24 protein-coding genes are annotated in these 25,704 nt (G+C 67.5%); 18 read left to right on the top strand and 6 right to left on the bottom strand.

What is annotated here, in order from left to right:
* Positions 1-2 precede the first annotated feature (2 nt).
* The 9 genes from ACFWU5_RS18565 to lexA all read left to right on the top strand — a co-directional run bounded on the left by ACFWU5_RS18565 (position 3) and on the right by lexA (position 7,971).
* On the top strand, positions 3-1,394 hold the full coding sequence (locus ACFWU5_RS18565) for a VWA domain-containing protein (RefSeq protein WP_379268045.1): 1,392 nt from the start codon (positions 3-5) through the stop codon (positions 1,392-1,394).
* 143 nt (positions 1,395-1,537) lie between these two features.
* A complete protein-coding gene (locus tag ACFWU5_RS18560) occupies positions 1,538-2,461 on the top strand; it encodes a hypothetical protein (protein WP_379268044.1) in 924 nt (307 codons plus the stop codon).
* Between the two features lie 34 nt (positions 2,462-2,495).
* Positions 2,496-3,140 carry a nicotinate-nucleotide adenylyltransferase gene (nadD, locus tag ACFWU5_RS18555; RefSeq protein WP_379246047.1) on the top strand — a complete coding sequence of 215 codons (645 nt, stop codon included), beginning with the start codon at positions 2,496-2,498 and terminating at the stop codon, positions 3,138-3,140.
* A gap of 37 nt (positions 3,141-3,177) precedes the next feature.
* Positions 3,178-3,594: a ribosome silencing factor gene (rsfS, locus tag ACFWU5_RS18550; RefSeq protein WP_379246045.1), complete on the top strand. Its 417-nt coding sequence runs from the start codon at positions 3,178-3,180 to the stop codon at positions 3,592-3,594.
* On the top strand, positions 3,591-4,250 hold the full coding sequence (locus ACFWU5_RS18545) for a histidine phosphatase family protein (RefSeq protein ID WP_379246043.1): 660 nt from the start codon (positions 3,591-3,593) through the stop codon (positions 4,248-4,250). Before rsfS ends, ACFWU5_RS18545 begins: the two co-directional genes overlap by 4 nt.
* Positions 4,240-5,874 (top strand): diglucosylglycerate octanoyltransferase, encoded by a 1,635-nt coding sequence (octT, locus tag ACFWU5_RS18540; RefSeq protein ID WP_379268043.1) that lies wholly within the window; start codon positions 4,240-4,242, stop codon positions 5,872-5,874. The genes ACFWU5_RS18545 and octT overlap by 11 nt, the downstream gene beginning before the upstream one ends.
* Before the next feature lie 3 nt (positions 5,875-5,877).
* Positions 5,878-6,720, top strand: a complete 843-nt coding sequence (locus ACFWU5_RS18535) for a DegV family protein (RefSeq protein WP_379246039.1) — start codon at positions 5,878-5,880, stop codon at positions 6,718-6,720.
* 72 nt (positions 6,721-6,792) lie between these two features.
* Positions 6,793-7,284 (top strand): GNAT family N-acetyltransferase, encoded by a 492-nt coding sequence (locus ACFWU5_RS18530; protein ID WP_379268042.1) that lies wholly within the window; start codon positions 6,793-6,795, stop codon positions 7,282-7,284.
* A 33-nt stretch (positions 7,285-7,317) separates the two neighbouring features.
* A complete protein-coding gene (lexA, locus tag ACFWU5_RS18525) occupies positions 7,318-7,971 on the top strand; it encodes a transcriptional repressor LexA (RefSeq protein ID WP_379268041.1) in 654 nt (217 codons plus the stop codon).
* 5 nt (positions 7,972-7,976) lie between these two features.
* Here lexA and ACFWU5_RS18520 read toward each other — a convergent pair whose 3' ends face one another.
* Positions 7,977-8,939, bottom strand: coding sequence for a DUF2332 domain-containing protein (locus ACFWU5_RS18520; RefSeq protein ID WP_379268040.1), 963 nt, complete (start codon positions 8,937-8,939; stop codon positions 7,977-7,979).
* Between the two features lie 178 nt (positions 8,940-9,117).
* On the opposite strand from ACFWU5_RS18520, the gene ACFWU5_RS18515 reads away from it, so the two are divergent.
* From ACFWU5_RS18515 to ACFWU5_RS18500, 4 genes are all read left to right on the top strand, one after another.
* Positions 9,118-10,110, top strand: a complete 993-nt coding sequence (locus ACFWU5_RS18515) for a helix-hairpin-helix domain-containing protein (protein WP_379268039.1) — start codon at positions 9,118-9,120, stop codon at positions 10,108-10,110.
* A gap of 354 nt (positions 10,111-10,464) precedes the next feature.
* Complete coding sequence (locus tag ACFWU5_RS18510) at positions 10,465-13,251, top strand: ComEC/Rec2 family competence protein (RefSeq protein ID WP_379268038.1); 2,787 nt, start codon at positions 10,465-10,467, stop codon at positions 13,249-13,251.
* Positions 13,252-13,260: 9 nt separating this feature from the next.
* Positions 13,261-14,232 (top strand): DNA polymerase III subunit delta, encoded by a 972-nt coding sequence (gene holA, locus ACFWU5_RS18505; protein WP_379246027.1) that lies wholly within the window; start codon positions 13,261-13,263, stop codon positions 14,230-14,232.
* Between the two features lie 343 nt (positions 14,233-14,575).
* A complete protein-coding gene (locus ACFWU5_RS18500; protein WP_379268037.1) occupies positions 14,576-15,778 on the top strand; it encodes an LCP family protein in 1,203 nt (400 codons plus the stop codon).
* Here the strand turns inward: ACFWU5_RS18500 and ACFWU5_RS18495 are convergent, their stop codons facing one another.
* Both ACFWU5_RS18495 and rpsT read right to left on the bottom strand, forming a co-directional pair.
* On the bottom strand, positions 15,779-16,039 hold the full coding sequence (locus ACFWU5_RS18495) for a hypothetical protein (RefSeq protein WP_379246023.1): 261 nt from the start codon (positions 16,037-16,039) through the stop codon (positions 15,779-15,781).
* Between the two features lie 128 nt (positions 16,040-16,167).
* Positions 16,168-16,428, bottom strand: a complete 261-nt coding sequence (rpsT, locus tag ACFWU5_RS18490) for a 30S ribosomal protein S20 (protein WP_379246021.1) — start codon at positions 16,426-16,428, stop codon at positions 16,168-16,170.
* A 308-nt stretch (positions 16,429-16,736) separates the two neighbouring features.
* Between rpsT and ACFWU5_RS18485 the strand changes: the two genes are divergently transcribed.
* Genes ACFWU5_RS18485 through ACFWU5_RS18470 form a run of 4 tightly spaced genes read left to right on the top strand, consistent with a single transcriptional unit; the run spans position 16,737 to position 21,006 of the window.
* On the top strand, positions 16,737-18,362 hold the full coding sequence (locus tag ACFWU5_RS18485) for a circularly permuted type 2 ATP-grasp protein (RefSeq protein WP_379246019.1): 1,626 nt from the start codon (positions 16,737-16,739) through the stop codon (positions 18,360-18,362).
* Positions 18,363-18,367: 5 nt separating this feature from the next.
* Positions 18,368-19,345: an alpha-E domain-containing protein gene (locus ACFWU5_RS18480; RefSeq protein WP_379246017.1), complete on the top strand. Its 978-nt coding sequence runs from the start codon at positions 18,368-18,370 to the stop codon at positions 19,343-19,345.
* Complete coding sequence (locus ACFWU5_RS18475; RefSeq protein ID WP_379246015.1) at positions 19,342-20,184, top strand: transglutaminase domain-containing protein; 843 nt, start codon at positions 19,342-19,344, stop codon at positions 20,182-20,184. Before ACFWU5_RS18480 ends, ACFWU5_RS18475 begins: the two co-directional genes overlap by 4 nt.
* A gap of 57 nt (positions 20,185-20,241) precedes the next feature.
* Positions 20,242-21,006, top strand: coding sequence for an aquaporin (locus ACFWU5_RS18470; RefSeq protein ID WP_379246013.1), 765 nt, complete (start codon positions 20,242-20,244; stop codon positions 21,004-21,006).
* Positions 21,007-21,059: 53 nt separating this feature from the next.
* Here ACFWU5_RS18470 and ACFWU5_RS18465 read toward each other — a convergent pair whose 3' ends face one another.
* Positions 21,060-21,611, bottom strand: coding sequence for a type II toxin-antitoxin system PemK/MazF family toxin (locus tag ACFWU5_RS18465; RefSeq protein WP_379246011.1), 552 nt, complete (start codon positions 21,609-21,611; stop codon positions 21,060-21,062).
* A 107-nt stretch (positions 21,612-21,718) separates the two neighbouring features.
* Between ACFWU5_RS18465 and lepA the strand changes: the two genes are divergently transcribed.
* Positions 21,719-23,557 (top strand): translation elongation factor 4, encoded by a 1,839-nt coding sequence (lepA, locus tag ACFWU5_RS18460; protein WP_379246009.1) that lies wholly within the window; start codon positions 21,719-21,721, stop codon positions 23,555-23,557.
* Between the two features lie 19 nt (positions 23,558-23,576).
* Here the strand turns inward: lepA and ACFWU5_RS18455 are convergent, their stop codons facing one another.
* Together ACFWU5_RS18455 and ACFWU5_RS18450 are read right to left on the bottom strand one after the other, a co-directional pair.
* Positions 23,577-24,854, bottom strand: a complete 1,278-nt coding sequence (locus ACFWU5_RS18455; protein ID WP_379268036.1) for an ATP-binding protein — start codon at positions 24,852-24,854, stop codon at positions 23,577-23,579.
* Positions 24,851-25,543: a response regulator transcription factor gene (locus ACFWU5_RS18450; RefSeq protein ID WP_379268035.1), complete on the bottom strand. Its 693-nt coding sequence runs from the start codon at positions 25,541-25,543 to the stop codon at positions 24,851-24,853. The genes ACFWU5_RS18455 and ACFWU5_RS18450 overlap by 4 nt, the downstream gene beginning before the upstream one ends.
* Between the last annotated feature and the right edge of the window lie 161 nt (positions 25,544-25,704).

The following is a 25,704-nucleotide window of genomic DNA, read 5'->3' as shown; positions in this document are numbered from 1 at the left end:
TCGTGACCGCGCCCGAGCCGCACGGAATCGGCGGCCACGTCGCCGGTTTCGTCGGTGCGCTGCGGGCGCGTGGCGTGCCGGTCGGCCCGTCGGAAACCGTCGACGCAGGCCGGGTGCTGACCGTGCTCGACCTGCTCGATCGCGAGGCGGTGCGCGAGGGGCTGGCCTGTGCGCTGCTGCGCAGACCCACGCACCGCGCCACGTTCGACGGGCTGTTCGATCTGTGGTTCCCGGTCGCGGTCGGCGGTCGCACGGAGGAGGCAGTGGATCTCCCGCGAACGCCCGAGGGACAGGTCGATCTGGCCGCGCTGCGTGAGCAACTCGCCGAACTGCTCGCCGCCGAAGACAGTGGCCCGCAACAGCAGTTGTTGGCCGGGCAGATCGTGGAGCAGCTGGGGCAGTACCAATCCGCCCGGGGCCCGTCATTTTCCGCTTATCAGGCACTGAAAGACCTTGCGCCGCAATCTCTGCTGGCCAAGGTGCTGGCGGGCCTGGCGTTGCCACCGGATGCGAGCGAGCGCGATATCGAGGTCGCCCGCCGCGTCGTCAGGGAACGCATCGCCGGGTTCCGGGCGAGCGTGGAAGCCGAGACCAACCGGCGCGTGGCCGAGCAGATCGGACGCGAACGCGTGGCGACCTACGGTGTTGCCCGCCAGGCCGAGGACGCCGACTTCCTGCGCGCCTCCGAACGCGAACTCGCCGAACTGCGGCGCGGCACCCAGCGACTGGCCCGAATCCTGGCCTCCCGCTTGGCAGTACGCCGCAAACGCGCCAGACGCGGCGAGATCGACCTGCGCAAAACCCTGCGCGCCTCGATGTCCACCGGCGGCGTCCCGATCGACCTGGTGAACCGCAAACCCCGCCCCGGCCGCCCGGAACTGGTGCTGCTGTGCGATATCTCGGGCTCGGTGGCCGGGTTCAGCAACTTCACCCTGTTACTGGTCAGCGCCCTGCGTGAACAGTTCTCGCGGGTGCGGATCTTCGCGTTCGTCGACCGCACCGACGAGGTCACCGGCTTCTTCGCACCGTACGCGGGCTTGGACGACGTGATGACCCGGATCTTCACCGAATCGGACATCATCGACGCCGACGGTCACTCCGACTACGGCTACGCACTGTCCACCTTCGCCGAGAACTTCGGCGACGCCGTCACCAGCCGCAGTTCGCTGCTGATCCTGGGCGACGGCCGCACCAACTACCGCAACCCACGCCTGGACACCCTGCGCGACCTGGTCGACACCGCCAAGCACGCGCACTGGCTGAATCCTGAGCCCGCAAAGCTGTGGGGGACAGGCGATTCCGCGGCGCGCGAATACGGTTCGGTGATCGAGATGCACGAATGCCGCAATGCCCGGCAGCTGACCGAAGTGGTCTCCCGGCTGCTGCCCGTCTGATCAAGGTTCGCCGCCGAGTGGGCGTGCGGAGCCGAGCCATCGGAGCACTTCAGCAGACGTTAAGCGCCTCACAGGGTCCGCCGACCAAGATCACCCCCATGCTGGCAGGGGCGTCGCACGACGATGAGCGATCCGATCGACCGATGTCGTCCGCGCCCGCAAGCGCGTGCGCCCTGGACGTCGCGCAGTGCCCGCCCGATGTCGGGCCCGCGCGACTGGCTCCCGGTTCCGGTGCCCGCGCCGCACGGCGGCTGGCAATGATCGCGGCGGCAAGGCTGGTCGACGCCCCTGCCGCCGCCGAGGAGCAGTTGCGCCGGGCGTTGATTGTCGGCGCCGGCGAATTGGGCGGGCGTGAACTGGCTGCCATGCGCACGCAACTGGTCACCGCGGTCGCGGCCCAGCCGGGGCGCGACCGCGACGTGGCCCGTGCCGCCGCGGTGGCCGCGGGCTGCTGGCATCCGATCTCGCCAGCGGATTCGGTGCACCTGTGGTTGGTCGCGGGACGCGCCTGGCATCGGGCAGGCAAGCACGCCGAGGCCGTGGTTGCCTTCGATCGGCCACTGCTGAGCGGAGCGGCCGGCTACCCGCCCGCCGAGCTGTCGCTGGTGCGCGCCCAGTTCGGCGAATCGCTGAACCACCTCGGCCGCTACCGGCAGGCCGCCTGGCAGTTCACCGAGGCCGCTCGGCTGATCGCCGCCACGCCCGCGAAGCGTCGCAGGCACGCCGACCTGGTCTGGTCGGCCGCGGTGGCCCGCGAGTGCTGTGGGCAGGAATCCGAGGCGCTGGGCGGCTACCTGCGCGCCGCGGGTCTGTGGGGCGAGCAGGACAAGATCGTGCCGCGAGCTCGCTGCCTGCGCGCGGCGGCCTGGCTGCAACTGCGCGGACCGCAAGGGCAGGTGCGCGGGCCGTGGTGGGTCACGATCGACGTGCTGCTGGCCGAGCTGAACCGTCGCGTGGACGCCGAGCCCGCCGCGCATCTGGTCGAAGAACTGAAACGCACGCGCGCCCAGTTCGCCCAGATGTGCGCGCAGACGTCGGCCCCCGCGCACCGCGGAGTCTGGGAGTAGGCCGATCCGCCCGACCGGATTAAGCTCAGACCTCATGCACGAGACAGCTCGGCCGCGTCGCAAACTAGGCGTCATGGGTGGCACCTTCGACCCGATCCACCACGGCCACCTGGTCGCGGCCAGCGAGGTCGCGAACCGGTTCGAGCTCGACGAAGTGATCTTCGTGCCCACCGGCCAGCCGTGGCAGAAGGTCAACAAGCAGGTCAGCCCCGCCGAGGACCGCTACCTGATGACCGTGATCGCCACCGCGTCCAACCCGAGGTTCTCGGTCAGCCGGGCCGACGTGGAACGCAACAAGGTCACCTACACCGTGGACACCCTGCGCGAGATGCAAAACGCGCACCCCGACGCGGAGCTGTACTTCATCACCGGTGCGGACGCGCTGGCCAACATCCTGACATGGCAGGATTGGACCGAACTGTTCGAACTGGCGAAGTTCGTCGGGGTGAGCCGACCGGGTTACGAACTCAACACCGATCATCTCGAAGAGCATCTGCGGGACCTTCCCGCCGACGCCGTGACGATGGTCGAGATCCCCGCGCTGGCCATCTCGTCGAGCGAATGCCGCCGCCGCGCCGCGGAGGGTCGGCCGGTCTGGTACCTCGTCCCCGATGGCGTGGTGCAGTACATATCGAAGCGGCATCTCTATGTGCCCGCAGGAACGGAAGGTAGCCGATGATCGACCACACGGTTGTGACCACGCAGGAGGAGACCGCATGAGTGCCTCTACTGAAGCCATCGAGATGGCCACGGTCGCCGCGCTCGCGGCCGACGACAAGCTCGCCACCGACGTCGTGGTTCTCGACGTCTCCGAGCAGCTGGTGATCACCGACTGCTTCGTGATCGCGTCCGCGCCCAACGAGCGCCAGGTCACCGCGATCGTGGACAACATCGAAGACAAGCTGCGCGAGGCAGGCCACAAGCCGGTGCGCCGCGAGGGCACCCGCGAGGGTCGCTGGGCGCTGCTGGACTACGTCGACATCGTGGTGCACGTGCAGCACAACGACGAGCGCAATTTCTACGCGCTCGAGCGGCTGTGGCGTGACTGCCCGGCGGTTCCCGTCGAGGGCATCGCCGCTGTGCCGACTCCGGATGCCGACGACGACGTGCAGGTAGAGGCAGACAGCGAGTGAGTAAATACGCCCATGTGCGCAACCTGATCCTGTTGCGGCACGGGCAGACCGAATGGAACGCGGCCGACCGGATGCAGGGGCAGATCGACACCGATCTCACCGAACTCGGTCGGCAGCAGGCCAAAGAGGCTGCGCGCGAACTCGGTTCACGCAACGCCATCGCGATCCATGCCTCTGATCTGCGTCGCGCCAAAGAGACCGCGCAGGCGCTGGGTGACATCAGCGATCTGCCGGTGATCACCGATCCGCGACTGCGTGAGACCAACCTGGGCGACTGGGAAGGCCTGACCCACCTCGAAGTCGACGCTGATTATCCCGGCGCGCGGGTGCAGTGGCGGTTGGACGCCACGTACACACCGCCCGGCGGCGAGAGCAAGCTCGAGGTCGGCGCGCGAGCCCTGCCCGTGGTGCGCGAACTGTACAACCAGCGACAGGATTGGCCCGGTCGGACTATCATCCTGGTTGCGCACGGCGGGCTGATCGCTGCTCTGACGGCCGCGTTACTGGAACTGCCACCACAGAATTGGCCGATCCTCGGTGGGCTGGCCAATACCAGCTGGGTGCAGCTTTCCAGTCACGGCCCGGATGTCGACCGACCCGGCTGGCGCCTCGATGTGTGGAACGCAGCGGCGAAGGTAGCTCCCGATGTCCAATGAAGAGCCTGTCCGATCAGTACCTGATGAGCTGTTCCAGCAGGTGACGGCCAAAGCCGGACGGCAATTGCCGGACGCGCTTTTCGGTCCGCCCCCTGTTCGGCCCGCACGCGCCGAGCGTGACGAGCCGATCCGTTCGGTACCGGACGAACTCTTCCAACGGGTCACCGCGCGCAGCACCCGATCGCTGCCCGATGCCCTGTTCGGACCGGTGCCCCCACCGGCCGTGGTCGAACCCGAGCCGGTCGACTCGGCGGCGGATGCCGTCGAGTCCGGTTCGGGCACAGACGTTTCGGTGTCCGACGTCGCTGCTTCGTCCTCGTCGGAAGACGTTGTCGGCGACGCCGTGTCTTCGATCGGTGACGGCGCCGAGGTTGAACTCGAAACCGGTGACGTCGCGTCGAGTTCTGCTGTGTCGGAGTCGGATAGCGCTGTCTCCGGTGCGGTGGAGGCTGCCGATGTCGGCGTGACTTCTGACGGCGTCGGTTCGGAGGATTCGCGCGTCGACCTGGATTCGGTTGTTGCGCACGTGGATTCCGAGGTGGCTGCCGAAGGTGTTACTGCCACTGTGGATGTGGCAGGAAGCCCTGACGAAACAATTCACGAAGCCGAAGCCGAAGCGGTTGCGGTCGCTGGTGAAGCCGACCCTGACGTAGACGCCGTTGCCGTCAGCGAGTCTGTCGAATCCGCGGTGGTCGCGGATGCCGACACCGACATCGTCGAAGGTGCTGCCGCGAACCTGGCCGCACCACAGGATGAGTCGCTGGCCGCAGCGGGCGCGGACGCCCTGCTCGAGCAGCCGGCGGCCGCACCCCAGACACTGGAATCCGCTGTCCGGCACGATGAATCCATCACCGCGCCGATCGCGGAGCCGGTGCTCGTCCAAGAGTCCGCAGCCCCGAGGCCGGTGGAGTCCGCAGCACAGCGGCCCGTGCTGCTGGTGATCGCGGATTCCCTGGCCTACTACGGCCCCAAGGGTGGCCTGCCCGCGGACGACCCGCGGATCTGGCCGAATATGGTTGCCGCCGAACTGGACTGGGACGTCGAGTTGATCGCCCGCATCGGCTGGACCAGCCGTGACGCCTACTGGGCGCTGATCGGTGATCCCCGGGTCTGGGCCTCGGTGCCCAGAGCCGGCGCGGTCGTGTTCGCCGTCGGTGGCATGGACACGCTGCCCTCTCCGTTGCCTACCGCGCTGCGGGAGATGATCCGCTACATCCGTCCGCCGCGTCTGCGTCGTGGCGTGCGTTCGTCGTACAACTGGTTGCAGCCGAAGTTGTCGAAAATCGGTCGCCGCGTTGCGCTTCCGCCGAAGGTGAGCGTGGACTACCTGGAGCAGTCGCGCAACGCGCTGAACCATCTGCGTCCGGAGCTGCCCGTCGTGGCGGTACTGCCGTCGGTCCACGCTTGTGATGCCTACGGGCGGGTGCACCGGGGCAGGGCGCGCGCGGTCAAGGCTTTGCAGGCGTGGTCCGGTCGCACCTCGGTGCCGCTGGTGGACCTGGGCGAGGCCGTGCGCGACGACATCGAGTCGGGTTCGGCCAATCCCGATGGCATCCACTGGGGTTGGGCCGGGCACGCGGCGGTGGCGACCGCGATGACCAAGGCGCTGCAGGAGGTCCGGTAGTCCGTGGCCGTTGTGGTGGTCACCGATTCGGCGGCGGGATTGTCCGCGGAGCTCGTCGCCGAACTCGGTATCGAAGTGGTGCCCCTGCATGTGCTCGTGGGCGACCGGACGATCCGCGAGGGCTTGGACCCTATCGAGATCGACTACACCGCCGACTCGGTCTCCACCTCGGCCGCGTCGCCGGGTGAACTGCGCGAAGCCTACGAACGCGCGCTGACTCGCAGCAACGGCGACGGCGTCGTGGCCGTGCACCTGTCGCGTCGGCTGTCCGCGACCTGGGAATCGGGCCGCCAGGCCGTGCGCGATATGGGCGCCGAAGATCGTGTGCGCCTGGTCGATTCGCTCGGTGCCGGCCTGGCGACCGGCCTGCCGGTGCTGGCCGCCGCACGCCGGGCGCGGGTGGGTGATGCGCTGGATGCGGTATACGAGTGCGCGGTATCGGCCGCGACCCGCGTGCGCACTTTTATCCTGGTCAACCGCACCGAACAACTGCGCAAGGGCGGCCGTTTGAGCAGTGCCGCCGCGTTTTTCGGCAGTGAGCTGGTGACCAAGCCACTGTTGCAATTGGTGGAGGGCAAGCTCGAACTGCGCGAGAAGGTGCGAACCCGCTCGCGCGCCTACGCCAAACTGGTGGCAGCCGCGGTCGACGCCGCCGCGTCCGACGGTGCGGCCCTTGGCATTCAGCATTTGGGTGCCCCCGAGGCCGCCGAGATCATCGTCGCGCAACTGCGCGAGCAGTTGCCCCAGGTGGGGGAGCTGTACGTCGCGGAGTTCGGTCCTGCGCTGGGCGTGCATCTCGGTGTCGGTGCGCTCGCCGTCGCGGTTCTGCCCGGCGAGTCCGGCTGAACCGTGCCGGTTCAGAATCGCGCTGCGGACAAACCCTTCGGTGGAGACGATGCGTTGCCTACCGTGGTTGCCATGGCTGCCAACGTTTCTCCCCGCACGATCGGTGTGCGCACGGTCGACTGGGACCACGCCGATGCCGAAATGCTGCGAGCGGAGATGTCGGAGGAGGTGCGCCCCCGTTACGAATACCTCGAGGTCGCCCTCGGTGAGCGTGGGCTCACACCGCACACGGTCGACCGAGACAGCGTCCACCAGACCTTCGTCGCTTACGCCGACGAAGAACCTGTCGGCCACGCCGCAGTGCGCTGGAACGCCGGCGACCTCGAACTCAAACGGATGTTCGTCCGCCCCGCCCACCGCGGCACCGGCACCGCGACCGCGCTGCTGCAAGCCGCCGAAGAAGCTGTTCGCGCAGCCGGTCAACCTCGAATGATCCTGCAGACCGGCCATTTGCAACCCGACGCCGTGCGTTTCTACGAGCGAAGCGGCTACCACCGGATCCCGTTGTTCGCGCCGTATCACGTCCTGCCGCAATCGAACTGTTTCGCGAGGAACCTGCGCTGAAGCAGTGATGGTGTGGGGCTCTACGATTTCCCGATGACCGGATACGACGACTTCGACCACCTCGACGCCGCGAACCACCTGCCGCCGCGCAGGCAACACATCCTCGCCGTGATCAGGGATTCGGTCCTGGCCCACGGCTACGCGCCCAGCACGCGCGAGATCGCCGACGCGGTCGGCCTGCGCTCCACCTCCACGGTCTCCCAACATCTGAAGGCGTTGGAGGAGGACGGTTTCCTGCGCCGCTCGGCCTCCATGGGCCGCCCCATCGACGTGCGCCTGTTCCTGCAGGGCACCTCCACCGCCCGCTCCGATGCCTCGGTGTCGGTACCCGTGGTCGGCGACATCGCCGCGGGCACCCCGATCCTGGCCGAGCACAACCCCGACGACGTGCTCACCCTGCCGCGTGAACTGGTCGGTCGCGGTGAGGTTTTCGGCCTGCGCGTGCGCGGTGACTCGATGATCGACGCCGCGATCTGCGACGGCGACCTCGTGGTCGTGCGCAGCCAGCGCGAAGCCAACTCCGGCGACATCGTCGCCGCCATGATCGGCGAGGAAGCCACCGTCAAGGTCTACCGCCGCCGCAACGGCCACATCCACCTCGAACCCCGCAACCCCGCCTACTCCGTCATCGACGGCGACGAAGCAGTCATCCTCGGCCGCGTCGTCTCGGTCATGCGCCGCCTCTGACCCCGCTACGCCGGACCGAACCAGTCCAACGACTGCCCGTGCGGTCCGGCGAAAGCCAACGGCTCGTCGTCGAGAGCCAGCACCATCCGCGCCGACTCCGACGCTCGCGGCGGCAGCCGGTCGGCCAGCGACGCGAGAACCCCGGTGCCCTCCTGCGAAACCCAGTGGCAGGGCAGGCCGAGCACCGTCTCCCGGAAATCCGCTCGTGCCTGCGGCGAGAGGTAGGTGAGCACCGCGCTGTGGAACACCACCACCGTGCTGTCGCGTGGTGCCGTGTGGACCAAGTCGGTGACCTGCTCGAGCAGATCGCCGGTCACGAGGGTCGGTGAATCCGTCGCGGCGATCGCACAGGCTGCCTGTAGCCTCGCCAGCCGCTCGTGTTGACCCGGCCAGACGAGGGCGGACAACCACCGCTGGTCGTCGCTGTCGCCGGCGTCGAGTGGGTTCAGATCCACCCCTGCCCGATGGACGACCTGGGGGAGCTGGGTCGGGATCGGCACCGGCCCGGTTATCTTGCAGGTCAACACAACCGGTGATGGGCCGTCGGACGGACCCAGTGCGGTTTCGCCGTAGCGGTAGCTGAAACGGTCCGGGTACAGGCACAGCCCGGCAGACGCGCCGACCTCGATGAGCGACAGCGGTCCAGGTAGGCGGGCAAGCACCGGTAGCAGGGTGGCCGCCCGGCCCGCCTCGTTCGTCTGCGTCCGCCGGGTCGCGGCGGTCGCGGCGATCGCGCGCCAGTTCTCGTGGAACTGGTCGCGGAACTCGGTGTAGGGAACCGCGGTCGCGCCGTTCACTCGCGCGGCAGCCAGGATCAGGTTGGGTTGTTGTTTCGCGGTGGGCAATTGGGCGATCAGGGACAGGACCTGGGGGTCCTTGCTGATGTCCAGGGCTCGGTGGTGGTAGAGCGGGGAGTTGTCGCGTGCCTCGAGGAGTGCGAAGTCGCGGAAGCGTTGTGCGAGGTCCATGCGAACCTGCGTACTCGGTATCGGCCATGAGCGCACGGTAACCATTCGCGTTGCCCGGAATCGGTCTGCGAGGGCGCTGAGAGGCGAGTTATCCACAGGCTCAGAGTTATCCACAGGTTTGTTTGAAGCCCAGGTCGGCGGGAGCTCGGCTCGTCGGCGCAGGCATAGCGTCGCTGTCATGTCACGACACGAAGAGCACGAGCGGGTACGGCAGCGGCTGGGTGGGTTGGCGGTCCGCGAGCGAGAACGGCCGAGCAGTCTGCCGTTGCGCTCGTCCGGGACTTCTGATTCGCGCCATGAGGACGACGAAGGGCATTGGGACGACGAGGAACTCGTCTCGTCATCCGGGCCAGCGGGTGCGGTGGGGACGCCCGGGTGGCTCGACGACGGTGCGTCACGTGGGCGAAAACGGTTGGTGCCTGAGCGTTTTCGTGATGCGAGGCTGGACCCCGGGCGTCGCGGCGCGCTGGTACTCGGCCTGGTCGGGGTCATCGCGGTGGTGTTGACCGGAGTGATGGTGCTGCGCGACCAGCCCGTGGCGCGGGCGGTGCCGCCGGTGCCGGTGCTGCGTGCGGAGACCATTGCCGTGCCATCACATCCGACCACTGTTGCCGCCATGGCGGGTCAGGCATCCGGCACGAGCGAGGAAGTCGTCGTCAGTGTGGTCGGGTTGGTCGACCGGGCGGGGTTGCACCGATTGCCGGGTGGTTCGCGGATTGCCGACGCGATCGAAAAGGCCGGCGGCATCCGCGAAGGCGCCGACCTGGCCGGTCTGAACCTGGCGCAACGGCTGTCCGATGGCGACCAGGTCGTCATCGGTGCCACCGACCCCCAACTCGGACAGCCACGCGTGGGCAGCATCATGATCGGCGCGGGTCATTCGCCTGCTGCAACGCCGAACGCCGCGGGTCCGAGCACGGCGGGCACCAGCTCTGCCGGGCCGGGCACCTCGAGTCCCGGTGCCCCAACTGCCGGCACTTCGCGCGTCGATCTGAACAAGGCAACCGAAGCCGAACTGGACGCACTCCCCGGCGTCGGCCCGGTCACCGCCAAAGCGATCCTCGCCTGGCGCTCGACCAACGGCCGCTTCACCGATGTCGCCCAACTCGGCGAGGTCGACGGCATCGGCCCCGCCCGCCTGGCACGACTGCGCGATCTGGTGACCACATGACCCCTTCGGAACCTCATGACGTTCGGTGCGAAAGCTGGTGCGCTGCAAGCGGTCACCACCGCACTAGTTCGCGCGTGGAGGTGATCGCATGACCTGCCCGGTGTGGCCGTGCGCGAGGCTCGAAATCAGGCGCGCCACAGATCAGTCCGCGGGAACACAGGACCGCGCGCCGGATTCAGGCGATCCCAACCTTCCGACATGTCCGGTCGGATTGGGCAATACCCATTGCCCCGCAAACAGAGTCGCGGGAACCCGGGACAGTGGAATGTCCAGCCGCGACGACGCGGCAGGCAGATGAGAGTCGCGCTGGGCGAGGCAGTGAGGGTGAGGCCCTCACTGCGACAGGGAACAGCGATGCTGGACCGCGGAGAGACAACCCAGGCTGGGGCGGAGGAGTCCGAGCCGCAGGTGCTCGATATGCGCCTCGTCCCCGCGGCGCTCGGGTGTTGGGTGGCCACGATCGTCGCGGTGACGGTGGGGTGGGTCGCAGGGTTGGTGTTGGCGGTGGTCGCGGTCGTTGTGGCGATCGGGTTGTGGGTGGTGTTGCTGTGGGCGATGGCGCATCGGCGGGAGCGGTGGCGAGTTGTCGCGGTGGCCGGGTTGGCGACGATGCTGCTGGGCGCGGGTTTCGGGGCGGCGGGGGCTTGGCGGGAGCATCATGTGCAGGCGCATCCGCTGCGGGAGTCGTTCGGGCGGTCGGTGAATGTGGTCGCGGTGGTCAGCGATGATGCGAAGCCGATGCGGGCGGGCACTTTCGGTGGTCAGCGGCGGTGGATCGTGCGGGCCGAGCTGCGGGAGTTCGGGAAGGGGCCCGCCTGGACCCAGGCGGGTGGGTCGGTGGTGGTGCTCGCCGAGGGTGCGGGATGGGCCGGGCTGTCACCGGGGCAGGTGGTGCGGTTTCGGGCGCAGGCGAGTGAACCGAACCGGGCGGACCTGACCATCGCCACCCTGCAGGCCGCCGAAACCCCGGAGCTGATCGGAGTGCCGCCGTGGTGGCAGCAGCTCGCCGCGAGTGTGCGGGGGAACCTGGTCGAGGCGTCGGCCGAAGCGCTGCCGCCTGCTGCGGCTGGGTTGCTGCCTGCGCTGGTCGTCGGCGATACGGCATCGTTGTCGGGTGAAGTGCGCGAGGCGTTCGAAATCGCTGGGCTGCAACACCTTTGTGTGGTCAGCGGAGCAAATTTCACGATTCTCTTGACGGCCCTGCTGGCACTGACCCGACTGCTCACCGCGGGTCCGCGAGCGAGTGCTGCGGCGGCCGCAGGGGTGGTCGTGCTGTTCGTGGTGATCGCGCGTCCCGACCCGAGTGTGCTGCGGGCCGCGGTGATGGGTTCGGTGACAGTGCTTGCGCTGTTGACCGGTCGGCGAAAACAGGCACTCCCCGCACTGTGCGCGGCAGTGATCGGATTGCTCGCTGTCGCACCACAATTGGCGGTCAGCGCGGGATTCGCACTGTCGGTACTGGCCACAGCGGGGCTGATTCTGCTCGCCCCGAGTTGGGCGGACTGGTTGCGGGCGCGTGGATGGTGGCGGGCACCTGCGGAGATCGTGGCGGTGGCGGCGGCCGCGTTCGTCGTCACGGTGCCGTTGATGGTGGCGTTGTCGGGGCGGGTGAGCCTGGTGGCGATCGTGGCCAATGCGCTGGTCGCGCCGGTCGTCGGGTTGATCACGGTGATCGGGGCGGTGGGCGCGGTCGTGGCCTGCGTGTGGGGTGATGCCGCGGTGTGGGTGCTGTGGTGCGCGCGGCCGCCGATGTGGTGGCTGCTCGGTGTCGCCGATCGCGCAGCCGCTGTGCCGGGTGCGACCGTGACGGTGCCCGGCGGTGCTGTCGCCGGTCTGGTGGCAACGGCGATCGTCATCGTGGTGGTGGCGGGGTTGCGTTGGTCGCACACCCGTCGACTCCTGGCGGTGGTAGCGCTGGGAGTGTCGATAGTGCTGCTCCCGGTGCGTTTCCTGCAGCCGGGCTGGCCACCGTCGGGCTGGGTGCTCGCGATGTGCGACATCGGCCAAGGAGACGGCCTCGCGCTCTCGGTTGCTCCCGGCGCGGCGATCGTCATCGACGTCGGACCCGACCCCCGCCCGATCCGCGCCTGCCTGGACCGCCTCGACATCACCCACATCCCCCTGCTCGTGCTCACCCACCCCCACGCCGACCACATCAACGGCCTCGCCGGCGCCCTGCGCGGCCGCACAGTAGACGCGATAGCCACCGCCCCCGGCGAACTCCGCACCGCCATCGCCCGAACCTGCGCTGCCGCAACCCGAAACGTCGGCGAACCGCCGACCCGACTGCCACACCAACCGGAAGTGAGCGGATCGAGGCGGCAACCGACTGCGCCGCAGATACATCCGGTGGGGGTGACCCCTTCTGATCCGAGGCAGGCTGACCCGGATCCGAGGCCGACTGACATCGGCGGTATCGCAGGGCCCGTGCAGCCGGCCACAACAGCGGGGTGGTCGGCATCGTCGGCGCCTTCGGTCGGCGACAAGTGCCCGAGTGGGACTCCGGGGGAGATGATGGCGCGAGGTGAAGGTCGACCGGTGGGACAAGCTGTTACGCAGGGAGATTCGCATGGGCACGGTGAAGATGCGAATGGGGCCGAGCGGGTGGCGGAGCTTGCGGGGGCAGCTGGGATTCCGTTGATGGAACTGTTCGCAGGACACGAAATGGTGTTCGGGACAGTCGAATTGCGGGTGTTGGCGCCGAGTCGGGAGGTGCCGACATCATTGGCCGCCGATGAAGCCAACGATCGGTCGCTGGTGGTGCGGGCACGGACATCGGCGGGGACGATCCTGTTCACCGGGGATATCGAGGCCGAGGCGCAGGGGCGGGTCGCGCGTGGGGGTGATATTCGGGCGGATATCCTGAAGGTGCCACATCACGGATCTCGCACCACCACACCGGAATTCCTTCGCGCGGTCGGCCCACGCCTGGCGCTGGTCAGTGCCGGAAAGGGTAATACCTTCGGTCACCCGCATCCGACGGTGACGCAGGCGTTGGCCACACTCGGCACCACGGTGGCACGGACCGACCTCGATGGTGACGTCCTGGTCGTGGGAACCGCGGCCGATCTGCGAACCGTCACCTCCCGTCGCCGCGGTGCAACCAGCCGTGGATGCCGACGTGTCGGTGGGCGTCCGTAGGATCGCCTGGTGAGCGAACGCCCTGCCTCGGTGCATCTGGTCCTCGGCGACGAGGAACTGCTGGTCGAACGTGCGGTTGCGATGGTGACCGCGCAGGTACGCGCGTGTGCGCCCGACCCGGATTCGGTGCCGGTGGATCGGATGCGCGCCGGTGACGCGAGCACCGCGGAGCTGGCGGAATTGCTCAGTCCGTCGCTGTTCGCCGAGGACCGGGTGATCGTGCTCGAGTCGGCGGCCGAGGCCGGCAAGGACGCGGTCGCGGTGATCACCGAGGCGGCGGCCGATCCGCCCGAGGGCGTGGTGCTGATGGTGCTGCATTCCGGTGGTGGGCGCGCGAAGGCACTGGCGCCCGCGCTGCAGAAGAAGGGCGCCACCGTCCACGCGTGCACGAAACTGAGCAAGGGTGCCGAGCGGGTGGAGTTCGTGCGCGGCGAGTTCAGGGCCGCGGGGGTGAAGGTGCCGACCGAAGTGGTGCAGGTGCTGCTGGAATCCGTCGGTTCCGAACTGCGTGAATTGGCCGCGGCCTGTTCACAATTGGTGTCCGACACCGGCGGCAAGGTCACCGCCGACGCCGTGCGCCGCTACTACTCCGGCCGCGCCGAGGTGACCGGCTTCGACGTCGCCGACCTCGCCGTGGCAGGCGATCGCCCCGGCGCGATGGAGGCCCTGCGCTGGGCCACCGACCGCGGCGTCCCGCACGTCCTGCTGGCCGACGCACTCGCCGACTCCGTCCACACCATCGCCAAGGTCGGCTCCGTGGGCCGCGGCGACCCCTTCGCCCTCGCGCAAAAACTGGGCATGCCCCCCTGGAAGGTCAAGCGCGCCCAGGCCCAAGCCCGCGGCTGGAACCCCACCACCATCGCCACCGCCCTGCAGGTAGTGGCCACCCTCAACGCCGACGTCAAGGGCGGCGCCGCCGACGCCACCTACGCCGTAGAACACGCCCTCGCCCGCATCCTCGACCTACGCGCAACCGGCTGAACGGTCGCCCTGGACCCGGCCGCAAGCAACCGCTGTGTCCCCGTTCCAGACGGGCTGAACGGGCTAGCCCCCGGCCCCCAGCAACCGCTATGCGACGTCTCAGACGGGCTGAACGCGCCCGGCTCACCAGCAACAGCGATGCCTCGACTCGGACAGAGGCGCTGCCCGCGCAACGGCGTCGCCCCCCGCCGAACATCATCAAACCGGGACCCAATCGCGATGTCTGTCCGCTCTCACAACTGGCACAGTTGATCATGAGATGGTCGAGTCGATCGGTAGCCGGAACGGACATGGCGGGCGCGGTCGACGCGGTCGGGGGTCGGCGGGGCGTATTGCTCGGCGGGTGGTGCAGGTTGTCGCGGCGCTGATGTCGGCTGCGGTGGTCATCGTGACGGGGTACGGGTGGTCCACGGCGGGAAGTTTCGACGCGGGGTTTCTGAGGTCGCAGGCACTCGGCGTCGACGCACCCCATTCGCTGGACGGCGACCTCAATATCCTGCTGATCGGCCTGGACACCCGTCGCGATCAGAACGGCGACGAACTACCACCCGAGGTGTTGGAACAGCTGCACGCGGGCGACGGTGACGAAGGCGGTTACAACGCCAATACCCTGATCCTGGTGCATATTCCGGCCGATCTGAGCAAGTTCGTCGCGGTGTCGATCCCGCGCGACGACTACGTCCCCGTCAGCGGCATCCCCGGCTACACCCACGCCAAGATCAAGGAGGCGTACGGGCTGAAGAAGGCCGCAGTGCAGGACCAGATGATCGCGAAGGGCGTCACCGACAAGAAACAGCTCGAGCAGGCGGGCCGGGAAGCGGGCCGGGCGTCGATCGTGTCCGCGGTGCGCGATCTCACCGGTGTGCCGATCGACCGGTTCGCCGAGGTCACCCTGGCCGGGTTCTACGATCTGGCCGCCGCGCTGGGCGGGGTGGAAGTGTGCCTGAACAAGCGGGTCAACGACTCCGAGTTCTCCGGCGCCGATTTCCCCGCAGGCCGCCAACATCTGAACCCCGCACAGGCCCTGGCGTTCGTGCGGCAACGGCACGGCCTGGAAAACGGTGACCTGGACCGCACCCACCGCCAACAGGCGTTCCTGACCTCGGTCGCGCGTCAGCTACGCAGCGCGGGCACCCTCACCGACCCGGGCAAACTCAATGCCCTGATGGCCGTCGCACACCGCAATATCGTGCTGTCCGACGACTGGAACATGACCGAATTCGTTCGAACCCTGGGCGCCGCCGATGACCCGGTGGTCGAATTCCGCACCCTGCCCGTCCTGCGCTACGACGTGATCAACGGCCAAGACGTCAACATCGTCGACCGGCAGGCGATCCGCCGCGAGATCGCGGCCGCGTTCGGTATGCCGGTGCCGACCACTACCAAGCGCGCCGATCAGCGCACCGAACCCCCGGCCGCCTGGTCGTCGGAGACCAACGCGGGTGCCTGGCAGACCAGCACGACCGCACCGGTGATCGAAACCCCCGACGCGGGCAAGCCGGTCCGCAGCGACATCACTTCGGGACAGGTGCCCTGCGTGAACTGACTACTCGCCCGCGACCACGAGCGACAACTCGTCGTCGTCTTCGTCTTCGAGATCGTCGGCGTCGTAGCGCCCCTCCCACTCGTCGTACAGCGGAACCTCGTCCTCCCGAGTGACGATCCAGGCAGCCCCGTAACCACCGTCCTCGTCGGGCACCATCACGTTCTCGACCTTGAGCCCGATCCCCAGGATCTCCGCCGCGCGGATCACCTCGGCCAGGTCATCGCCTCGTACCACTGTCTGATTCGCGTACACCGTCAACATGGCGCGAATGGTAACCGACCCAGCTGACAAGTAGGCATCGGGGAACGACAAAAGCCGCCGTGGTCATCGAGGCCACGGCGGCTGCGTCTTGCGATGTATCGGTCAGCGAGCACCAGGCTCGCCGACGATCAGATCTTGTTCAGAGCCAGCGCGAGCGCGGACTTCTTGTTGGCCGCCTGGTTGGCGTGGATGACGCCCTTGGACGCGGCCTTGTCGAGCTTGCGGCTCGCGGTCTGCAGCTGCGCAGCAGCCTTTTCCTTGTCGCCGGTGGAGACGGCTTCGCGGAAGCTACGGATCGCGGTGCGCAGCGCGGACTTGACCGACTGGTTGCGCTTGCGCGCTTCCTCGTTGGTACGGATCCGCTTCATCTGGGACTTGATGTTGGCCACGCCTGTATCCTCTGGTTTCCTGTCGCTGGGTGGTGTTCTGTGAAAGCTCGTCGGGCGCGCGCCCACGATGCAGCAGATGGTGCTGAACTACGGGTAACACCGCGCCGAAGATCGAGGTTACCAGCTGGGTACCCCCTGGCGAAATCGGCCCTGTTCCGTCCGGCCTCGACGACGATGTCGATTTCATCCGTTTCAGGTGATGCAAAGAATTTACCTGTGTCTCACACGACGTCACTACCGGGTGATGCACAGTTTTTGTCATGACCCCCACCAGTGCGCCGAGTACGGCTCGAACTGCATCACCGGCGATGGTGAGAACGAACGGGCATCGCGAACCCACCCACACCGGTTTGTTCGAGGGATACGGCCCCGGCCGCTTCGCGGACGCCTTCGACGAGATGTTCGACGGATCGGGAAAAGTGCGGGCCCCTTACAAGGGCATCCACGCCGCGATGGTCGCCAATGATGTCGATGACCTGGCTAAACGCTCCGACGCGCTGGACCGTGCGTTCATCGATCAGGGCATCACCTTCTCCCTGTCGGGTCAGGAGCGCCCGTTCCCGTTGGATCTGGTGCCCCGGGTGATCGCGGCCGCGGAGTGGGCCAAGCTCGAGCGCGGGATCAAGCAGCGGGTCACCGCGATGGAGCTGTTCCTGGCCGATGTGTACGGCGAGCAGAACATCCTGCGCGATCAGGTGATCCCCAAACGCCTTGTTACCTCGTGTGAACACTTCCACCGCGAGGCCGCGGGTCTGGTCCCGCCCAACGGTGTGCGCATCCACGTGTCGGGCATCGACCTGGTTCGCGACGAGAAGGGCGACTTCCGGGTGCTCGAGGACAACCTGCGCTCGCCGTCGGGGGTCTCCTATGTGATGGAGAACCGGCGCACGATGGCCAGGGTCTTCCCTGATCTGTTCTCCTCGCACCGGGTGCGCTCGGTGGGCGACTACCCCGGCCACCTGTTGCGCGCGCTGCGGGCCTCGGCCGCGCCCAACGAGGTCGATCCGACCGTGGTGGTGCTCACCCCTGGCGTGCACAACGCCGCCTACTTCGAACATTCGCTGCTGGCCAGGCAGATGGGCGTGGAGCTGGTCGAGGGTCGCGACCTGTTCTGCCGCGACAATGTCGTCTATATGCGCACGACCGCGGGCGAACGGCAGGTCGACGTGATCTACCGGCGCATCGACGACACCTTCCTGGACCCGATGCACTTCCGTCCCGACTCCGTGCTCGGCGTGGCCGGGGTGCTCAATGCCGCGCGCGCGGGCAATGTGGTGATCTCGAGCGCGGTCGGCAACGGCGTGGGCGACGACAAGCTCATCTACACCTATGTGCCCAAGATCATCGAGTACTACCTGGGTGAGAAACCGATCCTGGCCAATGTGGACACCTTCCGCTGCTGGCTCGACGACGAACGCGAGGAAGTCCTCGATCGGGTCGCGGAACTGGTGATCAAGCCGGTCGAGGGGTCGGGCGGGTACGGCATCGTGATCGGACCCGACGCCAGCCCGCGCGAACTGGACGCGATCAAGCGCAAGGTCAAGGCCGACCCGCGCGGCTGGATCGCGCAGCCGGTGGTGCAGCTGTCCACGGTGCCGACCAAGATCGGCAACGATCTGGCCCCTCGCCACGTGGACCTGCGCCCGTTCGCGGTCAACGACGGCGACGACATCTGGGTGCTGCCCGGCGGCCTGACCCGCGTTGCCCTGCCGGAGGGCTCGCTGGTGGTGAACTCCAGCCAGGGCGGCGGCAGCAAGGACACATGGGTGTTGGCCGGACGCTCGGGCGCGGTGGACCGGGAACTGGCCGGACCGGAACTGGTCAGCGAACCGCCGCAGGCCGACGCGTTCGAACTGGGTCGCGAACTCAGCACACCGCAGGCCAACCAGCAACAGCAGCAACAACAGCAGACACAGCGGCTGATCGGGGACTGACAGACATGCTTGCTCGAAACGCCGAATCTCTGTACTGGATAGGCCGATACGTCGAGCGCGCCGACGACACAGCGCGCATCCTGGACGTGGCGGTGCATCAACTGCTCGAAGATGCCACCGTCGACGCGGACCGCACGTCTCGCGTGCTGCTCAAGGTGCTTGGCATCGAACCGCCCGAGGGCCTGCGCTTGAACGTGTGGTCGGTCACCGATCTCGTCGCGTTCAGCCACGATCACGGCGTCTCGATCAGTGACTCCATCACCAAGGCCCGCGAGAACGCCCGCGGCGCACGCGAAGTCACGTCCAGCGAGATGTGGGAATGTCTCAATGCCACCTACAACGGCATGGCCACCGCGGAGAAGGCGGCGCGCGGCCTGGGCCCGCACGAGTTCTTCTCCTACATCAAGGGCCGCGCGGCGATGTTCACCGGACTGACCGACTCCACGTTGAGTCGCGACGACGGCTACCGGTTCCTGCTGTTGGGCCGGTCGATCGAACGCGTGGACATGATGGTGCGCCTGCTGCTGTCGCGTGCGGGGGACAAGACCTCCTCGCCGGCCTGGGTGACGGTGTTGCGCTCGGCGGGCGCGCACGACACCTACCTGCGCACCCACCGCGGTGCCCTGGACGCGGCCCGCGTCGCCGAGTTCATCCTGATCGACCGCCTTTTCCCGCGTTCGGTGTTCCACACCCTGCGCGTGGCCGAGGCGTGCCTGACCGAACTCGATCAGCGCCCCGGCAGTCGGGTGGGCGCGCGGCACGAGGCGCAACGGGTGCTGGGACGCGCCCGAAGTGAACTCGAATTCCTGCCGCCGGGCGTGCTGTTGGAGGACCTGCAGGCGCGGCTGCTCGCGCTGCAGAAATCGTGCCGTGATCTCGGGGAAGCCGTGTCACGCCAGTACTTCCATGCCGCCCCGTGGGTGGCGTGGACCGACGTGCGCAGCAATCAGGACGGCCGCGTGCAGGTAGAGGGAGAGCTATGAGTTGGCGGATCAGGGTGGTGCACACCACCGGCTATGTCTACGACGCGCCGGTGACGCGCTCGTTCAACGAGGCCCGGCTCACCCCGCGCGCGGACAGCAGGCAGAACGTGATCCTCAATCGCGTCGAAACCGTGCCCGCCACAAGGTCTTACCGGTACACCGACTACTGGGGCACCGCGGTCACCGCGTTCGATCTGCACGCCCCGCACACCGAACTCGAGGTGACCGGGTCGTCGGTGGTGGAGACCGAACCGTTCGCCGAGCCCACCGAGGAACTGAGCTGGGACGAACTGCAGGGCGGCCGCGTGATCGACCGCTTCGACGAAATGCTCAGTCCCACTGTGTATGTGCCACGCGACCGCAAACTGGCCACGGTGGCCAAGCAGCTGTCGCGCGGGGAGGAACCGGCCAAGGCGGTGGTGCGCGCGGCCGAGTGGGTGCACAAGGAGATGGACTACATCGCGGGCACGACCTCGGTGCACACCTCCGCGCTCGAGGCCTTCGCCGAGCGTCGCGGGGTGTGCCAGGACTACGCGCACCTGACGCTGGTGTTGTTGCGCAGCATGGGAATTCCCAGCCGGTACGTGTCGGGGTACCTGCATCCCAAGGCCGGCGCGCAGATCGGTGAGACCGTGGCGGGGCAGTCGCACGCGTGGATCGAGGCGTGGACCGGGCAGTGGTGGGGGTACGACCCCACCAACAATCTCGCGGTCAACGAGCAGCATGTCTCGGTGGGCGTCGGCCGCGATTACGCGGACGTGCCGCCGCTGAAAGGCGTGTTCTCCGGTGGCGGCTCGACGGATCTGGAGGTCGTTGTAGAGGTCACTCGCCTCGCGTAGTGTCGGATCCGCTGTGCACTCGTCTCGTCGGTCTGACCTGTAGAGAGGTAGTTGCGGATGCCGTCTTCATCACCGAATCCCCTCGGCGCGGATCAAAAGAAATGGTTGGCCGAAGGCCTCGGGACCTTCGTTCTGGTGATCGGTGGTGTGGGCACGGCGGTGCTGGCCGGTCAGCAGGTGGGCACCCTGGGTGTCGCGCTGGCGTTCGGGTTGACGCTGACGTTCCTGGTCTACTCGATCGGCGGGCTGTCGGGCTGCCACGTCAACCCGGCTGTGACCCTGGGGGTCTTGTTGCTCGGGCGGATCTCGCCGAAGAACGCCATCGCCTATGTGGTGTCGCAGGTGATCGGCGGCCTGGCGGCGGGCATTCTGCTGTTCGCGCTGGCGAACAACCTGCCGTCGTACGATCGCCCGGTCGACGGTCTGGGGGCCAATGGTTGGGGCGCGCACAGTCCGTCGGCGCAGACCGGGCCGCTGGGTGAGGTGGTCCTGCAGAACGGGTACGGCCTGGCGGCCACGATCATCATCGAGGTCTTGATGACCGCGGTGCTGGTGTTCGTCGTGCTCGCCTCCACCGACGAGCTGTCCGACGCTCCGCAGTCGGGTGTGTCGATCGGGTTCGCGCTGGCGATCGCGCTGATCGTGGCGATCCAGATCGACAACGGCTCGATGAACCCGGCGCGCAGCATCGCGGTCGCGCCGTATCAGGACGGTGCGATGGGTCAGCTGTGGGCGTTCATCCTCTTCCCGCTGATCGGTGGCGTGCTCGGCTCACTGATCTACGGCCTGATCTTCGGGCGGTCCAAGCCTGCCCACCTGTAGAAAGCTCCGCCGACAGACCCCGGTCCGACACAGGCACCGGGGTCTGTTCGCGTTCAGCTCCAGCTGTATTCGATGACCAGCCGGTGCGCGACCAGGTCGAAGGTCTTGCGCTCCACGATCGCGCCCTCACGCCGGATCCCGTCCTCGGGCACGTCGAGAACCCGGTCCAGTCGCACCCAGCTGGGCCGACCGTCGTGATCCCACGGTCCGGTCCCGATGCCCACCCAGTTGGGGTCGTTGGCGCGGTCCGCCTTGGACGACAACATCAACCCGAGCAGTGTCTTGCGGTCACGTCCCACCACCAGCACCGGCCGATCCTTGCCGTTGGTGGGGTCTTCCTCGAACGGCACCCACGTCCACACGATCTCGCCGGGATCGGCACGCCCGTCCAACTGCGGGCAGTACACGATCTGCCTGGCGCGATGGGCGGTGGGCACGGGGGTGGAGGCGGTCGGGCGCACCGCCACGGGCGGTCCCGGCTTGTTCGCTAGCGCGTCCACCAGCTTCTCGAGCAGTCGCGGCCCCTGCTTGCGCACGATTTTGGGCCCCTGCTCCTTGGCGATGACGCCGAGCTGCTTGCCGAGACTGTTCCAACTGCTGGCCATGCACTGAAATATAACGCCGTCACGCGCTTGGAGCGCACCGGTGACAAAGCACCGCGCCCGTTCATGGGACGATAGGCGCAGTTCGCCTATACCCCGCGAGGAGTGGAGTGGCTTCCAGTTTTGTCGATACGACGTTCACCGATCCGTCCCGGATCCGGAACTTCTGCATCATCGCCCACATCGATCACGGCAAGTCCACGCTTGCCGATCGGATGTTGCAGCTGACCGGTGTGGTCGAAGCGCGGGCCATGCGCGCGCAGTACCTGGACCGGATGGATATCGAGCGTGAGCGCGGTATCACGATCAAAGCGCAGAACGTGCGGTTGCCGTGGCAGGTCGACGACACCGAGTACGTGCTGCACATGATCGATACCCCCGGCCACGTCGACTTCACCTACGAGGTCTCCCGCGCGCTGGAAGCCTGTGAGGGTGCGATCCTGTTGGTCGACGCCGCGCAGGGCATCGAGGCGCAGACCCTGGCCAACCTGTATCTGGCGCTGGAGAAGGATCTCACGATCATTCCCGTGCTGAACAAGATCGATCTGCCCGCCGCCGATCCCGATCGCTACGCGGCCGAGATCGCGCACATCGTGGGCTGCGAGCCCGACGACGTGCTGCGCGTGTCGGGCAAGACCGGTGTGGGCGTGAAGGAACTGCTCGACAAGGTGATCGAGGCCGTTCCGCCGCCGGTCGGCGACGCCGACGCACCCGCTCGCGCGATGATCTTCGACTCGGTCTACGACACCTACCGTGGCGTGGTCACCTACATCCGCGTGGTCGACGGCAAGATCTCGCCCCGCGAGAAGATCAAGATGATGTCCACCGGTGCCACCCACGAGTTGCTCGAGGTCGGCATCGTCTCGCCCGAACCCAAACCCACCCAGGGTCTGGGCGTCGGCGAGGTCGGGTACCTGATCACCGGTGTGAAAGACGTTCGCCAGTCGAAGGTCGGCGATACCGTCACCAGTGCGCGCAACGGCGCCGCCGAAGCGCTGACCGGCTACCGGGAACCGCGCCCGATGGTCTACTCGGGCCTGTACCCGGTCGACGGTTCGGACTACCCGGATCTGCGTGACGCGCTGGACAAACTGCAGCTCAACGACGCCGCGCTGACCTACGAGCCGGAAACCTCGGTGGCCCTCGGCTTCGGTTTCCGCTGTGGTTTCCTCGGTCTGCTGCACATGGAGATCACTCGCGAACGTCTGCAGCGCGAGTTCGACCTCGACCTCATCTCCACCGCACCCAACGTGGTGTACCGGGTCGAGATGGAAGACGGCACCGAACACGTGGTCACCAACCCGTCGTACTGGCCCGAGGGCAAGGTGCGCCACATCTACGAGCCCATCGTGAAGTGCACCGTGATCTCGCCCAGCGAGTTCATCGGGTCGATCATGGAGCTGTGCCAGCAGCGTCGCGGCGAGCTCGGCGGCATGGACTACCTGTCCGAAACCCGCGTCGAGCTGCGCTACACCATGCCGATGGCCGAGATCATCTTCGACTTCTTCGACCTGCTCAAGTCGCGCACGCGCGGCTACGCCAGCCTCGACTACGAAGAGGCCGGCGAGCAGGAAGCCGACCTGGTGAAGGTCGACATCCTGCTGCAGGGTGAAGCGGTCGACGCGTTCAGTGCGATTGTGCACAAGGACGCCGCGCAGGCGTACGGCCACAAGATGACCACCAAGCTGCGCGAACTGATCCCGCGTCAGCAGTTCGAGGTGCCCATCCAGGCCGCGATCGGCGCGAAGATCATTGCCCGCGAGAACATCCGGGCCATCCGCAAGGACGTCCTGGCAAAGTGCTACGGCGGCGACATCAGCCGTAAGCGCAAGCTGCTGGAAAAGCAGAAGGAGGGCAAGAAGCGCATGAAGACCATCGGTCGCGTGGAAGTCCCCCAGGAAGCCTTCGTGGCGGCACTGTCCTCGGATTCGGACAAGCCCAAGAAGTAGACAAGACCCAGCACGACACTCAGGCGCCGGTACCCACCGGCGCCTGAGCTATTTCTACGCGAAGGCGCGCGCCGCCCAATGGACTGCGATCGAGTTCGGCTGTGCCGGAATGCAATTGCGCCTGCTGCTGCACCAGCGCCAGACCCAGACCCGAACCGGGGGAGCCGGGACGTTTGGCGAAACGGTCGAAAGCGGTGGGGGACAAGGTATCCGGGATGCCGGTGCCGTTGTCGTCGACGGTGATCTCCACACAGTTGTCGGTGGCCCGCACGGCGACGGTCACCTGCGTGGCCTGACCGTGGACCACCGCATTGCTGACGGCGTTGGTCACGATCAGCATGATCCCGCCGGGCAACCCGTGCACCGGAACCGGATCACACTCGGTCAGCGTGATCTGAACCCCAGGATTGGCGCGGCGCGCGTTCTGCACCGCACGGTCCAAGGTTTCGCACAGTTCGAACGGCTCGAACGCGCCCGCATCGGTGAGCTCACCCACCGCCAGTCGTTCCAGATCAGACAGCGTGTGCTCGATCTGACTCTCGGCGGCCAGCACATCGGCCAGCACCGGCCCACGCTGGTCGGCGGGCAGATCAGTGCCGGCGAGCACCTGCAGATCGGTGCGCATGGCCGTGAGCGGCGTGCGCAGTTCGTGCGCGCACACCGCGGCGAAATCGCGGGCACTGTCCAGGGCCTGACGGGTTTCGCCGTGCGCGGCCTCGAGGCGGGCCAGCATCCGGTTGATCGCGTCGGACAGTTCCTCGGCTTCGCGATTGCCACGTCCCGACAGCGGTGGGAGTTCGTCGAGGGTGTCGATTTCGTGCGTCGCGTTGGCGAGCCTGCGCAGCGGTCGCGCGGCGAAACCGGCCAGCACCCAACCCAATACGGCGGCCAAGACCACCGCGGCCACGCCGATACCGAGGCCGATCAGCTGGCTGCGGGTGATGGCGGCGTCGACGAGTTCGCGATCGGCGTCGAGCTCGACCACCATCCCCGGCACGCCCTGTACCGCCGCGAGCGACCGGTGATCCCCGTCGACCGGGACCACGATCGTCCCCTGTCGCGGCGACGCGGACGCGTCCGGCGACTCGAAGGCCGGGACAGGCGGCGCACCCCCGGGCTCGGCGTCGAACGGCTGCGCCACCGCCACACGCATACTCGATACGGTCTGATTCAGCTGACTCGTGCCCGCCACCTTCAGCAACGCACCGTAGGTGAGCCCGAGTGTCACCGCGACGAGCGCTGCCACCACCGCCGACACCAATGCCACCCGAAACCGCAACGACCGCGACGCCTTCACGGCTGATCCCGCAACACGAACCCCACCCCGCGCACCGTATGCACCACGCGCGCAACACCTTCGGCTTCCAGCTTGCGCCGCAGATACGACACGAACACATCGACCACATTGGTATCGGTGCTGAAGTCGTACCCCCACACCGTCGACAGGATCTGCTCACGCCCCAGCACGATCCCGGCATTGCGCGCCAACATCGCCAACAGCTCGAACTCCCGTTTGGTCAGCTCGACCGGCGACGAACCCGCGTGCACCCGGTGCCCGGTCAGATCGATCACCACCTCGCCCACCTGAATCGTCTCCGACGACGAGGCGACGGTCACCGGCCTGCGCCGCAACAACGCGTGCAAACGCGCGACCAATTCGCCCAGATCGAACGGTTTGGTCAGGTAGTCGTCGGCGCCGCGCTCGAGCGCCGCGATCCGGTCGGTGACCGCACTGCGCGCACTGAGCACACAGATGGGGATGTCGTTGCCCATCGCGCGCAAGGCCGTGACCACGCCCACACCGTCGAGTTCGGGCATGTTCACATCCAGCACCATGGCGTCGGGCGCGGCTGAACCGACCAGGGTCAGCGCCTGTGCGCCGTCGCTTGCGGTGATCACGTCGAAGCCCGACAGTTCCAAGCCGCGCCGCAACGACGCGAGCACGCGAACCTCGTCGTCGACGACCAAGATCTGCTGTCCGGTCATGCACTCACCCTAGTGTTATCGCTGGTCGGAAAGGGTGCGCGGAAGGCGCGACCCCACCGACCTGATGCGCCGGTGAGTACGACGGTAGGGCGCGCGACTTCACGTTCTGTTGACCAATCGTTAGAGTTCTCTGCGGATCGACCGCCCCTGGTTCCACGGGC

The organism is Nocardia sp. NPDC058640, assembly GCF_042716995.1.
In the GTDB taxonomy this organism is placed as follows: Bacteria; Actinomycetota; Actinomycetes; order Mycobacteriales; family Mycobacteriaceae; genus Nocardia.
This window is presented reverse-complemented; position numbering and strand designations above follow the sequence as displayed.